General features: G+C 67.8%; 13 protein-coding genes. 2 read left to right on the top strand and 11 right to left on the bottom strand.

The features are described 5' to 3' along the window. Window positions 1-4 precede the first annotated feature (4 nt). The 10 genes from I1E95_RS08885 to gcvT all read right to left on the bottom strand — a co-directional run bounded on the left by I1E95_RS08885 (window position 5) and on the right by gcvT (window position 10,929). Window positions 5-1,441 (bottom strand): nucleotide sugar dehydrogenase, encoded by a 1,437-nt coding sequence (locus tag I1E95_RS08885; protein ID WP_197161454.1) that lies wholly within the window; start codon window positions 1,439-1,441, stop codon window positions 5-7. Between the two features lie 16 nt (window positions 1,442-1,457). Then, on the bottom strand, window positions 1,458-2,735 hold the full coding sequence (gene hisS / locus I1E95_RS08880) for a histidine--tRNA ligase (protein ID WP_197167308.1): 1,278 nt from the start codon (window positions 2,733-2,735) through the stop codon (window positions 1,458-1,460). Between the two features lie 50 nt (window positions 2,736-2,785). Next, complete coding sequence (locus I1E95_RS08875; protein ID WP_197161439.1) at window positions 2,786-3,442, bottom strand: 7-carboxy-7-deazaguanine synthase QueE; 657 nt, start codon at window positions 3,440-3,442, stop codon at window positions 2,786-2,788. A gap of 107 nt (window positions 3,443-3,549) precedes the next feature. Then, the gene (locus tag I1E95_RS08870) at window positions 3,550-4,017 is read right to left on the bottom strand and encodes a TA system VapC family ribonuclease toxin (protein WP_197161436.1); all 468 of its coding nucleotides are present in this window, start codon (window positions 4,015-4,017) and stop codon (window positions 3,550-3,552) included. Further along, window positions 3,998-4,297 (bottom strand): hypothetical protein, encoded by a 300-nt coding sequence (locus I1E95_RS08865; protein ID WP_197161422.1) that lies wholly within the window; start codon window positions 4,295-4,297, stop codon window positions 3,998-4,000. Before I1E95_RS08865 ends, I1E95_RS08870 begins: the two co-directional genes overlap by 20 nt. 86 nt (window positions 4,298-4,383) lie before the next feature. After that, on the bottom strand, window positions 4,384-6,018 hold the full coding sequence (locus tag I1E95_RS08860) for a CTP synthase (protein ID WP_197161421.1): 1,635 nt from the start codon (window positions 6,016-6,018) through the stop codon (window positions 4,384-4,386). A gap of 50 nt (window positions 6,019-6,068) precedes the next feature. Then, entirely contained in the window at window positions 6,069-6,566 is a 498-nt protein-coding gene (locus I1E95_RS08855; protein WP_304623239.1) for a Dps family protein, read from the bottom strand. Between the two features lie 41 nt (window positions 6,567-6,607). Continuing rightward, the gene (locus tag I1E95_RS08850) at window positions 6,608-7,822 is read right to left on the bottom strand and encodes an RNA polymerase sigma factor, RpoD/SigA family (protein ID WP_370594533.1); all 1,215 of its coding nucleotides are present in this window, start codon (window positions 7,820-7,822) and stop codon (window positions 6,608-6,610) included. 95 nt (window positions 7,823-7,917) lie between these two features. Further along, entirely contained in the window at window positions 7,918-9,738 is a 1,821-nt protein-coding gene (gene aspS / locus I1E95_RS08845; RefSeq protein WP_197161419.1) for an aspartate--tRNA ligase, read from the bottom strand. A 54-nt stretch (window positions 9,739-9,792) separates the two neighbouring features. Further along, complete coding sequence (gene gcvT, locus I1E95_RS08840) at window positions 9,793-10,929, bottom strand: glycine cleavage system aminomethyltransferase GcvT (RefSeq protein WP_197161417.1); 1,137 nt, start codon at window positions 10,927-10,929, stop codon at window positions 9,793-9,795. Window positions 10,930-11,112: 183 nt separating this feature from the next. Between gcvT and I1E95_RS08835 the strand changes: the two genes are divergently transcribed. Together I1E95_RS08835 and I1E95_RS08830 are read left to right on the top strand one after the other, a co-directional pair. Next, window positions 11,113-11,364 carry a hypothetical protein gene (locus tag I1E95_RS08835; RefSeq protein WP_197161415.1) on the top strand — a complete coding sequence of 84 codons (252 nt, stop codon included), beginning with the start codon at window positions 11,113-11,115 and terminating at the stop codon, window positions 11,362-11,364. A gap of 158 nt (window positions 11,365-11,522) precedes the next feature. Then, window positions 11,523-11,882 (top strand): cyclic nucleotide-binding domain-containing protein, encoded by a 360-nt coding sequence (locus I1E95_RS08830; protein ID WP_197161413.1) that lies wholly within the window; start codon window positions 11,523-11,525, stop codon window positions 11,880-11,882. Here the strand turns inward: I1E95_RS08830 and speB are convergent. Next, window positions 11,876-12,802 (bottom strand): agmatinase, encoded by a 927-nt coding sequence (gene speB / locus I1E95_RS08825; protein ID WP_197161411.1) that lies wholly within the window; start codon window positions 12,800-12,802, stop codon window positions 11,876-11,878. The genes I1E95_RS08830 and speB overlap by 7 nt on opposite strands. Window positions 12,803-12,805: the final 3 nt, after the last annotated feature.

Here is a 12,805-nt window from a genome sequence, read left to right as displayed (position 1 = left end):
GGATTCAGCCTTCTCCCACAAGCCAGACCCTAAGACCAGCCGCCTGGGCAGCCTCAGAATCGGTCACCCCGCGCACATCGAACAGCCAGGCAGGTCGGCGCATGCGTTCAGAGATTGCAGGCCAGTCGAGTTCAGCAAAGTGGCGCCATTCCGTGAGCACGATCACCGCGTCGGCACCCTCCACGGCGTCCAGCACCCCGGACGCAGGCTGCCAGCTGCCCTCGTCAGCCAAGCCTAGGCCGGGAGCTGAGGGCCCATGGCCAAGGTCCCTGGCGATCTGGTCGGGTCCTACCTTCGGGTCATGAATCGCCAGGTGCGCACCCTCTTCGAGCAGATCGCGGCAGATGCTGATCGCTGGTGATTCGCGGGTGTCATTGGTGTCGGCCTTGAAGGCGAACCCCAGCACCGCCAGGCGCTTGCCGCTAATGGTGCCGAACAGGCGACTCACCACCAGCCGGGCAATGCGCTGCTGCTGCCAGCTGTTGAGATCCACCACCTGCTCCCAGTACTGGGCCGCCTGCTCCAAGCCGTAGTGACGGCAGAGATACACCAGATTGAGGATGTCCTTGCGAAAGCAACTGCCACCAAAACCCGGACCGGCAGAGAGAAATTTCGGGCCCAGGCGAGAATCAGCACCTATGGCCCGGGCCACCTCCTTGACATCGGCGCCGGTGGCCTCACAGAGGGCACCAATGGCATTGATCGAGGAAATCCTCTGGGCCAGAAAGGCATTGGCCGTGAGCTTGGAGAGTTCACTGCTCCAGAGATTGGTGCGCAGAATCCGCTCAGGGCTGACCCAATGGGAGTAAATCTCTGCCAGGATATCGATGGAGTTCGGATCATCACCACCAATCAACACACGGTCGGGATTTTCCAGGTCGGAGATGGCTGTTCCTTCCGCCAGAAACTCAGGATTGGAGAGCACAGAAAATGTTTTGGCTGCTCCTTCGGAGCCATCCTGAGCCGCGGAAAGGATGACCTGAATCGTTTCGGCGGTGCGCACCGGCAGGGTGCTCTTCTCCACAACGATCGTGTGCCCTCGGGCCTGGGCGGCCACCTGGCGGGCCGAGGCCTCGATCCAGCGCAGATCGGACGCCTGCCCGGCCCCGAGGCCCTTTCTCTTCGTGGGAGTATTCACCGAGAGGAAGATCATATCGGCCGCTGCAATCGCCCCATCCACCTCGGTGGTGAAATGCAGATTGCGACCTCGGCATCGGGCCACCACATCCGCCAGGCCTGGCTCGTAGACGGGAAGCCTGCTCAGATCAGCATCATTCCAGGCGGCAATTCGCTCGGCATTGAGATCGACGAGAGTGACCTGGATGTGAGGGCAGCGGTCGGCAATCACCGCCATGGTGGGTCCACCCACATAACCCGCGCCGATGCAGCAGATGGTCTGAACAGTCTTCACAGGGCGATGACAGGGAAGGGACTCAGGCATGAGAAGCTTCTCATGCTCATTGGCAAAGAAGACGTCTTAGCAGCTCCTGCGGCCCCAGTCGCTCCTCTTCGGGGGTCCTACCGCTGCGGCGCAGGTCCTTGAGCAGCACCACCCCCTGCTCCGCTTCCCCCTCGCCGATCACCACAGCCCAGGGGGCCCCGCAGCGATCGGCCCGCTTGAGCTGCTTGCCGAAGGCGGACCCGGTGAGATCAAGCTCCACCATCTGGCCGGCCTGGCGCAGCTGGCGGGAGAGCACCAGCGCCTGGCGTTCGGCCGCTTCGCCGCGGCTGACCACGTACACATCCGGCACCGGCACCGTAGGGAGCGCTCCCTCTGCCGCGTCCCGTTGGGCGCACAGCAACACCAGCCGCTCGAGGCCGATCGCCCAGCCGATCGCCGCCGTGGGAGCACCGCCCAGTTGCTCGATCAGGCCGTCGTAACGACCGCCGCCGCAGACTGTGCCCTGGGCCCCGAGCTGGCTGCTGGTGATCTCGAAGGCCGTGTGGGTGTAGTAGTCGAGGCCCCGCACCAGGCGGGGGCTGAGCTGGTACGGAATCTCCAGCGCCTCAAGGCAGCGGCGCACCGCCTCGAAGCGCTCACGGCTGGCGTCGCTCAGGCTGTCGATCAGCAGCGGTGCCTCAGCCAGCACGGCCTGGGTGTCAGGGTTCTTGCTGTCGAGGATGCGCAGGGGATTGGTGCTGATCCGCTCCCTGGATTCCGCATCGAGCAGCTCGCGGCGCTCCTCCAGCCAGGCGACCAAGGCCGTGCGGTAGGCGGCACGGTCGGCGGGATCGCCGAGGGAATTGAGCTCCAGCGCCAGGCCGCCGACCCCAAGCTCGCTGAGCAGGTCCCAGGCGATCGCGATCGCTTCGGCATCGCTGCGGGGGTCGGCAAATCCCAGAAACTCGATCCCCACCTGGTGGAACTGGCGCTGCCGCCCGGCCTGGGGACGCTCGTAGCGGAACATCGGCCCCGTGTACCAGAGGCGCTGGGGCCCCTGGCTGAGCAGGCCATGCTGCAGGGCGGCGCGCACCACCGAGGCGGTGCCCTCGGGCCGCAGGGTGCAGCTGCGCTCCCCACGGTCCTGGAAGGTGTACATCTCCTTGCCCACCACATCGGTGGCTTCGCCGATGCCGCGGGCAAACAGCTCGGTGACCTCCAGCAACGGCGTGCGGATCTCCCTCAGACCAGCCCGCTGGAACTGCGAGCGGGCCAGGGCTTCCACGTGCTGCCACAGCGGCATCTGCTCCGGAAGCAGATCGACCATGCCCCGAAGGCTCTGCAGCTTGTCCACGCCCGCGTTGCTCACTCGCTCACAGTTTGCGGGATCACTGAGGCCGGCCTTCAGCGAACGCCCAGCCATTTGTGGCTCTGCAGGCTGAGGCGCCAGGCCGGATGGCGCCGCACGTGCTGGACCGCCAGTTCCTGACCCGCCGCGCTCCCCCAGGAAGGTTGCAGCAACAGCTGGGGCAGCGCTCCCTCCACCGGGCGGGCGGAGCACACGGCGGCAGCCATCGTCTCAGCGAAGGCCAGATCAGCGATCTCGTGGATCACCACCTTGAGCTCATGGCAGGCGGCCAGCAGCTCGGCGGTGGGCGGCCGGTGGCGCTTGGGCGAGAGGGTGATCCATTCGAAGCGGCCGCTGAGCGGGTCGACGCCGCTGGTTTCCAGGTGCAGGGGGAGCTGCGAGGGGCCGACGCCGAATCCTTGCCGCAGGGCCTCACAGAGCGGATCGAGGTTGTGATGCAGGGGTTCACCACCGGTGATCACCACGAAGGCAGCACCCTCGGCTGCCGCCAAGGCGGCGCTCGCCGCCAGATCCTGGAGGTGGCGGTGGGGATGGGCGTCCGCCGGCCAGGAGTGCTTGGTGTCACACCAGCTGCAGCCCACCGAGCAGCCGGCCAGCCGGATGAAGAAGGCGCTGCGGCCAGCGTGAACTCCCTCGCCCTGCAGGGAGTGGAAGGTTTCCACCACCGGGAGTCCGGCTGGGGGCACGGCCACGGCACGACAACACGTCACTTTAAGAAGCGGAGAGCGGACGCTCAGCGGCACAACGCAAGGCTGTACCGCCGACAGCAGCCTTGATCTGATCGAGACAGCAGCTCCGCTCAACCCCCGCTGCGGGCGTCGGCCTGCAGGAGCTCCAGATCGAGCCCCGCCCCGAGGAACTGCCGGAAATCCTGATCCAGCGTGACCATCCGGGTGGAGCCGGTGATCGCGAAAGCCGCCAGGTAGGCGTCCATCCACCTTTTTGGTGCGGCCTCAGCGAGCCCCGCCAAGCGCCACCAGAGCGATTCGATTCCGATCGGCTCGTCCACCAGGTCCACCTGAGGCAGGGCCTGAAAAGACTGAAGGGCAGCCAGAGCATCCAGGTTCGTGATCGCCGCGCTCTGGTAGGCCGTGAAGATCGCTGGGGTGGACGCCAGCCGCAGAAAACTCTGCTGGGTGGCACGGCAGAGCAGGACTGGTGTAGCGGGCGTGGCCTCAAGCAGCACCGATTGGGCGCTGCGATGGGCTGGATGGGCTTCGAAGGCCGCCGCCAGCCACACATTCACATCAAGCAGGGAGGCCAGCACGGCGGCGGTCCTCCTGCTCCAGGCAATCCTGCTCAAGTTGCAATGACGCTGCCAGATCGATCCCCGCTTTGCTGCCGGAGGGCTCACAGCGGAACACCGGAAGTCCCATTCCATCCACTGTCACCAAATCGCTGGTGGGGGGCACAGACCCTGATGCGCCGCCATGGAGCCCCTGACTGATGTAGCCAGCCACTAGCTCCTTGAGCGTGAGGCCCTGCTGCAGGGCCCGCTGCTTGGCCTGGCGCACAAGATGGTCCGGCAGGTCCAAGGTCGTTTTCATCCTTCCACCTTGCTTGCTGGCTACCCAGCTTACTGGGCAGCCAGCAAGCGGGTTAACCCTCACCAATCAGGCGGTTCACGCAGCGGCTACGCCCGCACGGGTGCCTCCTGGGACACGGCTTCCGCCCCCTGCCGCTGCGCCGCAGCGATCAGCCCGCGGAAGAGGGGATGGGGCTTACCTGGCCGGGAGAGGAATTCGGGGTGGTACTGACAGGCGGCGAAGAAGGGGTGATCCTCACGCTCGATCAGCTCCACCAGACGGCCATCGGGGGAGGAGCCACTGATGGTGTAGCCGCCTGCCTGGAAGAGATTCCGGTAGGCGTTGTTGAACTCGTAACGGTGGCGATGACGCTCATAGACCACCTCCTCGCCATACAGACGGGCCGCGAGGGTTCCCGCCGCCAGCCGGCAGGGATAAACCCCCAGGCGCATGGTGCCGCCGAGCTCGATCACATCCTGCTGCTCCGGCAGCAGGTGAATCACGGGGTGCATGCTGTCGGCATCGAGCTCGGCGCTGGTGGCGCCCGCCAGACCGGCCAGATTGCGCGCCCACTCGATCACGGCGCACTGCATGCCCAGGCAGAGCCCGAGGAAGGGCACACGCTCCTCCCGGGCCCAGCGGATCGCCGCCACCTTCCCGTCCACGCCCCGGTGACCGAACCCGCCCGGCACCACCACCGCGTCCATGCCATGCAGCAGAGCCTCGGCGCCCTGGGTCTCGATCTGCTCGGCGGAGATCCAGTGCAGGTCGAGGCTGGCATCCCGGTCGATGCAGGCGTGACGCAGGGCCTCCACCACCGAGAGGTAGGCGTCGTTGAGCTGCACGTACTTGCCCACCAGCGCCACCTTCACCGCCGCACCGGGGTTGCGCAGTTTCTGCACCAGGGCCTCCCAGCGCTCCATGTCACTGTCGCGATCCTCCAGCCCCAGCACATCCAGCACCTGACGGCAGAGCCCCTCCCGCTCCAGGGCAATCGGCACCGCGTAGATGCTGTCGGCATCGCGGGCCGCGATCACCGCTTCGCGCTGGACGCCGCAGAAGCCGCCGATCTTGGCCTTGAGCTCCTCGCTGATCGGCCGGTCGCAGCGGCAGACCAGCAGATCGGGCTGGATGCCGATCGAGCGCAGCTCCTTGACCGAGTGCTGGGTGGGCTTGGTCTTGATCTCCCCGGAGGTGCCGATGTAGGGCAGCAGGGTGACGTGCACGTAGGCCAGATCGTGGCGGCCCACATCCCCGCGGAACTCACGGATGGCCTCCAGGAACGGCAGCGATTCGATGTCACCCACGGTGCCGCCGATCTCGGTGATGACGACATCCACGCCGCTGTCGGCGGCCACCCGGTGGATGCGCTCGCGGATCTCGCCGGTGATGTGGGGGATCACCTGCACCGTGCCGCCGTTGTAATCCCCGCGGCGTTCCTTGTTGATCACCGCCTGGTAGATCGAGCCGGTGGTCACGCTGTTGAGGCGTGACATGGCGGTGTCGGTGAAGCGCTCGTAGTGGCCCAGGTCGAGGTCGGTCTCGGCGCCGTCCTGGGTGACGAACACCTCGCCGTGCTGATACGGGCTCATCGTGCCCGGATCCACATTCAGGTAGGGATCGAGCTTGAGGATCGAAACGCTGTAGCCCCGGGATTTGAGCAGCCGCCCCAGGCTCGCCGCCACAATCCCCTTGCCGATGCTCGAGACCACACCGCCGGTGACGAAGACGAATTTCGCCATGGGCGGTGGGCGGGCATGGGCGGACACATCAATCTATCGAGCCTGCCCGCTCAGGCGTCGAGCAGGCTGCGCAGCATCCAGGCGGTCTTCTCGTGGATCTGCAGCCGCTGGGTGAGCAGATCGGCGGTGGGCTCATCACCGGCTTCCGAGACCAGGGGGAAGAGACTGCGCGCGGTGCGGGCCACGGCTTCATGGCCCATCACCAGCTCGCGCACCATCTCCAGAGCCGGTGGCTGGCCCTGGGTTTCAGGAATCGAGGAGAGGGCCGCGAAGCGGGCACCGCCGAAGGGGGCCGGACAGCCCAGAGCCCGGATCCGTTCGGCGATCACATCGAGGGCCATCCAGAGCTCGGTGTACTGCTCCATGAACATCAGGTGGAGCGTGTTGAACATCGGCCCGGTCACGTTCCAGTGGAAGCCGTGGGTCTTGCCGTAGAGGACGTAGCTGTCGGCCAGCACCCGGCCGAGACCGGCCGCGATCTGCTGGCGCTGGTCATCGGAGATGCCGATGTCGATCGGAGGGGCGGTGATGGGGGGGACGTTGCTCACGGGACCAGGTCGGACTGATTTCGGTTTAGCCCAGCGCCGGGTCAGCCGTCCAGGCTGGCGAGGTAGCCATGCACCCGGCCGCGGCGGGCCGGCTGGCGCAGCTTGTGCAGGGCCCGCGTTTCGATCTGGCGCACCCGCTCCCGTGAGAGCTGCATCCCCTCGCCGATCTGGGCCAGGGTGCGGGGGGTGTCGTCTGTGAGGCCGAAGCGCAGGCGGATCACCTCGGCCTCCCTCTGGCTGAGTTCATCGAGCAGGGCGTCGAGGTCGCTGTGCAGCTGCTGGCGGGTGAGGCACTGCTCGGGGGTGTCGCTGGTGGCCTCCAGCAGATCCCCCAGGGGGGTGTCCTGGTCGCGGCCCACCTTGGCCTCCAGGGAGATCGAGCGGGGCACCCGCAGCAGCGTGAGACGCACGGCCTCCTGACTCCACTGCAGGGCCTCGGCCAGCTCGGCGAGGGTGGCGGTGCGGCCGTGGTCGCTGGCGAACTGGCGCTGGGCCTTCTTGATCCGGTTCAGCTTCTCGGTGACGTGGACCGGCAGGCGAATGGTGCGGCTCTGGGTGGCGATCGCCCGGGTGACGCCCTGGCGGATCCACCAGTAGGCGTAGGTGCTGAAACGGAAGCCGCGGGTGGGGTCGTACTTCTCCACCGCGCGCTCCAGGCCGAGGGTGCCCTCCTGAACCAGATCGAGCAGCTCCACACCCCGTTTCTGGTATTTCTTGGCCACGGCCACCACCAGGCGCAGGTTGGCCTGGATCATGCGGTCGCGGGCCCGGCGGCCGCGCAGCAGCCGTTGCTGGAGATCGCCGAGGCTGAGCCCCAGGCAAGTCGCCCATGTCCTGTGGCCCTCCTGAAGGAGACGCCGCAGCTCAGGCAGGGGCAGGTCGCAGGCTTCCGCCCACTGGCCATGGGAGGGCTGATGGGTGAGGCGGCTGGCCAGCCGCTGGCGCACCAGCTCCAGATCGACCATGGTCTGGAGGATCGGCAGCTCACTGGCCTTCTCCAGCCTGTGGCTCAGCAGCGCCTCACGGGCCCGTACCTGGCGGGCGAGAAGCAACTCCTCCTCCTGGCTGAGCATGTCCACCCGGCCGATGTCCTGGAGGTAGAGCCGCACCAGATCGGCACTGCCACGGCCGGGCAGGCGCGAGCCGTCCCGAACGGCCCGGGTGGAAGCCGAGCCGCTGTCTGGACCGGCCTCGAGATCGCTCGGCTCCTCGAGTTCGGGACTGCCTGGAAGCGCTGGTGTGGACCCTGAGGACACGAACCCTGGTCGGAGTCCCTTCACCATCGTGTTGCCACAAAAAAGCAGCGCGAAACAGAAGGTTTCTCTTCAGGATCAGGCGGGTCTCGCCGCGCTCACTCGGGCTCGACCCAGGTGCTGGCCACGTGCAGGTCGTCCAGTTGCTGGGGGGCGACGCCGGCGGGGGCCTTGGTGAGCAGGCAGCGGGCCTGCTGGGTTTTCGGGAAGGCGATCGTGTCGCGGATCGACTCCTCGCCGGCCAGCAGCATCACGATCCGGTCCACCCCGAAGGCCAGGCCGCCGTGGGGCGGGGCTCCCAGGTCGAGGGCCTCCATCAGGAAACCGAACTGGCGCTCGGCCTCCTCCAGGGGCAGGCCGATGGTCTGCAGCACCTGGCGCTGCAGCTCCGAATCGTGGATGCGCAGGGAACCGCCACCCAGCTCCAGGCCGTTGAGCACAAGGTCGTAGGCCTGGGCGCGGGCCGTGGGCAGGGTGGTGGCCCACTGGGCCGGATCGGCCCCGAGGTCGTCGGTGTTGGGGGCGCAGAAGGGGTGGTGCAGTGCCTCGAGCCGGTTCTCGCCCTCGTTGAACTCGAACATCGGAAAATCCACCACCCAGAGGAAGTTCCAGCTGTCGTTCTCCCGGTCGGGTTTGACCATTCCCAGTTCGCGGGCCAGGAACTGACGCACCCGGTCGAGGGCCTTGTTGACCGTGGCGGTGTCCCCGGCGCCGAACAGCAGCAGCGTGCCGGGCTCCGCGCCTGTGCGTTCCAGCAGCTCGGCCCTGGTCCCGGCACTGAGGTTGTCCTTGATGGCACCGATGGTGTCGATCTCGCCGCCCTCGCGCACGCGGATGAAGGCCAGTCCTCCGGCTCCGGCGGCCTGGGCCTCGCTGAACACATCCCCACCGGGCTTGATGCGCACGTTGGAGAGGGCCTCATTGCCGCCGGGCACGGCGATGCACTTCACCGAGCCGCCGGCCGCCACGGCGCCCGAGAACACCTTGAAACCCATGCCGGCCACCAGGTCGCTGACATCGCTGAGCTCCATGCCGTAGCGGGTGTCGGGCCGGTCGGTGCCGTAGCGCTCCATGGCCTCGTGCCAGGTGAGGCGCGGGAAGGGGCGCGGCAGTTCCACCCCCTTCACCGTTTGCCAGATGGTGGCGATCAGGGCCTCGTTGAGCTCCAGGATCTGCTCCTGGTCCATGAAGCTCATCTCGATGTCCAGCTGGGTGAACTCCGGCTGACGGTCGGCCCTGAGGTCCTCGTCGCGGAAGCAGCGGGCCACCTGGTAGTAACGCTCGATGCCGCCCACCATCAGCAGCTGCTTGAACAGCTGGGGCGACTGGGGCAGGGCGAACCACTCGCCGCCGCACACCCGCGACGGCACCAGGTAGTCGCGGGCCCCCTCGGGGGTGGAGCGGGTGAGCACCGGGGTTTCCACCTCGATGAAGCCCTGCTCCTCCAGGAAGCGACGGGCGGTCTGGATCGCGCGGGCCCGCAGGCGCAGGTTGCCGTTCATGCGCTCGCGGCGCAGGTCCAGGTAGCGGTGTCGCAGCCGCAGCTCTTCGCGGGTGTTCTCCTCGTCGTGCACCGACACGGGGAAGGGCAGGGGCCTGCGCACGGCATTGAGCACCGTCAGCCGGCTGGCGAGCACCTCCACCTCACCGGTGGCCAGGCGGGTGTTGAGCGACTCCTGGGGCCGCAGCCGCACCCGGCCCTGCACCTGGACCACCGTTTCATTGCGGAGGTGTTCGGCCACCGCGAACGCCTCGGGCCCCAGGTCGGGATCGACGGTGATCTGGACGGTGCCGCTGCGGTCGCGCAGATCCACGAAGATCACCCCGCCGTGGTCGCGGCGACGGTCGACCCAACCGCTCAGCTCAACGACCTGATCGACGCTGCTGCTGCGCAGATCGCCGCATCCGTGGCTGCGCATGGAGAAAGGAACTCAATCCGCGAGTGTCCCATGGCGCCCGCCTGGCCAAAGCTCTCAGGCGCGCCGGTAGAAGGGCCGCCTGACCACCACGGCGGGCTCCGCCTTGCCGCGGATCTCCACCGCCAGTTCCGTGCCCACCCGGGCGGCGTCGGCCGGCACGTAGGCCAGGGCGATCGCCTCCCCCAGGGTGGGTGACCAGGTGCCGCTGGTGACCTCCCCCACCACCTGGCCAGCGTGCAGCACCGGATAGCCATGGCGCGCGATCGCCCGGCCCTGCAGCTTCAGGCCCACCAGGCGCCGGTTCACCCCCTCAGCGCTCTGGCGCTCCAGCGCTTCGCGGCCGATGAAGGCCGCCGGCATCTCCAGGTGCACCAGCCAGCCCAGGGAGGCCTCCAACGGGGTGGTGCCGCTGTCCATGTCGCTGCCGTAGAGGTGCATGGCCGCCTCCAGGCGCAGGGTGTCACGGGCGCCGAGACCGCAGGGGGTCACCCCCTCCGCCAGCAGCTGGGTCCAGAGGGCGACGCCGGCGTTGCGATCCAGCAGCAGCTCCACCCCGTCTTCGCCGGTGTAGCCGGTGCGGGCCACGAAGGCGGTGGCGCCGGCGGCTTCAGCCGCCGCGGTGCCAGCCAGCTGGATGCTGCGGTGACCGAAGCGGGGCAGGCCGCCCAGGTCGGCGGCCGCCAGAGCCTCCAGCCGGGCGATCGCCTCGGGGCCCTGCAGGGCCAGCAGCACCCCATCGGCCTTGCGGTCGCTGATCAGCAGACCAGCGGGCTCCAGCTGGCTGCGCAGCCAGGCGGTGTCGGCCTCGGCGCAGCCGGCGTTGATGATCAGCAGCACTTCATCGGCTGGGCCCTCGTTGTCTTCAGGCCGGCCCAGGTCGTAGACGATCAGGTCGTCGCGGATGCCGCCGGCCTCGTTGAGCAACACGGTGTAGGTGGCTTCACCAGGGCCGATCCGGAACAGGTCGCTGGGCACCAGGGCCTGCAGGGCGTCCTTGGCGCCATCACCGCGCAGGCGCAGCACGCCCATGTGGGAGATGTCGAAGACACCGCAGGCCTGACGCACCGCCCTGTGTTCCTGCACAAGGCCCTGGAACTGCACAGGCATCTCCCAGCCCTCGAAGGGCACCAGACGGGCGCCGGCATCGCGGCAGGCCCCATGGAGAGGCGTTCGCTTCAGGGAGTCCGCCATGGGATGGGCTGTCGCGACTGCTGGCGGGATCCTATGGACGCCGGTCCAGGGGACGCAGGCCCAGGACCGCAGATCCTGAACACGCCCTCCGGGCAAAACCGAAGACTTCCGGCAGGTTCGGTTTTTCCTCTGGCCTGATCAAGGCAAGGTCATTACCTTGGGTGCCCTGGATGGGTCGTGCCCATGGGCCAGCGCCCGAACTGTCGTAGCTGCAATCACTGCCAGGCTCCCGAGGCCTCCTTCGGCGGCGCGGAGCAGAGCTGGTGCCAGATGCGACGACTGGCGATCCACCCTGAACTGGCCGCGGATCTGTGGTGCCACCACTGGACCCCCCGTCCCCCCCGGTTGCCCAGCGTCGATCACTCCGTGGTGGCCATCCCGACATCGCCCAACCGCCAGCTCGCTCTCACCGACCTGCTGGTGGCCGCCAGTTGAGCTTCAGCCGGGCGTGGATTGATTTCGCAGCATTTTCGCCGCATCGTGTCATCCAGATAGCCAACTGAAAAGCGCAGTGCGCGCCATGCTGAGCGTTCTGATCCCTGCATGGAGGTAGTTGATTGGTTGCACTCGCACCCGCAACGCCGGTTGAACTGATGGCGTCCCAGGTGGACGGTGAAACCCTCACCCTGCCCACCGGCTCCCATGTCTTTCACCAAGGTGATCTCGCCCGTGCCATCTACGGAGTCCGCAAGGGCATCGTCGAACTGATCGACCCCTCGAGAAATCGCCTCTGCTACCGCCACGGCGAGCTGTTCAGCTACGAAGACATCGCCTGGCGCGGCGGCTACTTCCGCAACGAGGCCATCGCCCGCACCCCGGTGGAACTGGTGAAGCTGGAGCGATTGAACTTCCTCAACCTGCTGCACAACCACCCCACGCTGGCGGTGGTGCTGATCGGGCAGCAGCATGAACGGCTGCGGGAGCAACGGTCCAGCGGCTCCTACTCCTACTGAGCCTGGCCGAGCAGCAGCAGCAGGCTGCGGGTCACCTTCGCCGCCAGCACCGCGCTCACGCCACTGGGATCCAGGCCGGGGGCCAGTTCCACCACATCGGCCGCCACCAGCCGGTGGTGGCGCAGTTCCTCCAGCAGCCCCGCGAAGTGGCCCCAGTGGTAGCCCCCGGGCTCCGGGGTGCCCGTACCGGGCAGGACGGCCGGATCGAACCAGTCGAGGTCAACGGTCAGGTAGATCGGCCGGCCCCGCAGGGGTGCGAGAGCCACCGCCAGCTCCGCCTGAAGCCGCTCGGGCTGCAGCGACAGGCCCGGGCCCTGCCCCACCAGCCGGCCACTGCGGCGCAGCTCCTCGAACTCCTCGCGGGTGCCGCTGCGGATCGCCACCTGCAGCAGATCGCCGGAGGGGAGCACCTCCAGGCAGCGACGCATGGCACAGGCATGGCTGTGGTGGGCGCCCAGCCAGCTCTGGCGCAGATCGGCGTGAGCATCGAGCTGCACCAGGGCCAGGTCGGGATGGCGGGCGGCCACGGCGGCCACGGCGCCGCTGCTGATCGAGTGCTCACCGCCGAGCATCAGCGGCCGCAGCCCCAGCTCCAGCACCGCGCTGGTGGCCTCGCCGACAGCAGCCACCACAGGCTCGGGCGCGCCGAAGGGAATGGCCAGCGCCCCCAGGTCGGCGAAGGCGAGGTCGTCGAGATCGAGATTCAACTGGGGGTCATAGGTTTCCAGCCCGCTGCTCACCTCCCGGATCGCCGCCGGCCCGAAGCGGGTGCCCGGCCTGAAGGAGGTGGTGCCGTCGTAGGGCACCCCGAAGAGGCCCACCCGGCAACCCTCGGGGTCACGTCGTGATCCCATGAAGATGGCGCCGTCGCGATCGAACAGGTCGGACTCGAAACGATCCAGCGCAGCGGACACAGCCATGGG

It is taken from the genome of Synechococcus sp. CBW1107 (genome assembly GCF_015841355.1).
Classification (GTDB): Bacteria; Cyanobacteriota; Cyanobacteriia; order PCC-6307; family Cyanobiaceae; genus Regnicoccus_A.
Note: the sequence above shows the minus strand (reverse complement) of the source record. Positions and strands in the feature narration are given on the sequence as shown.

Excerpts from the sequence above, each read along its gene's own strand:
- I1E95_RS08860 (WP_197161421.1), bottom strand. The coding sequence starts at position 6,018 with ATGGCGAAATTCGTCTTCGTCACCGGCGGTGTGGTCTCGAGCATCGGC.
- I1E95_RS08830 (WP_197161413.1), top strand. The coding sequence starts at position 11,523 with ATGGCGTCCCAGGTGGACGGTGAAACCCTCACCCTGCCCACCGGCTCC.
- speB (WP_197161411.1), bottom strand. The coding sequence starts at position 12,802 with ATGGCTGTGTCCGCTGCGCTGGATCGTTTCGAGTCCGACCTGTTCGAT.
- I1E95_RS08835 (WP_197161415.1), top strand. The coding sequence starts at position 11,113 with ATGGGCCAGCGCCCGAACTGTCGTAGCTGCAATCACTGCCAGGCTCCC.
- I1E95_RS08885 (WP_197161454.1), bottom strand. The coding sequence starts at position 1,441 with ATGCCTGAGTCCCTTCCCTGTCATCGCCCTGTGAAGACTGTTCAGACC.
- aspS (WP_197161419.1), bottom strand. The coding sequence starts at position 9,738 with ATGCGCAGCCACGGATGCGGCGATCTGCGCAGCAGCAGCGTCGATCAG.
- gcvT (WP_197161417.1), bottom strand. The coding sequence starts at position 10,929 with ATGGCGGACTCCCTGAAGCGAACGCCTCTCCATGGGGCCTGCCGCGAT.
- I1E95_RS08865 (WP_197161422.1), bottom strand. The coding sequence starts at position 4,297 with ATGAAAACGACCTTGGACCTGCCGGACCATCTTGTGCGCCAGGCCAAG.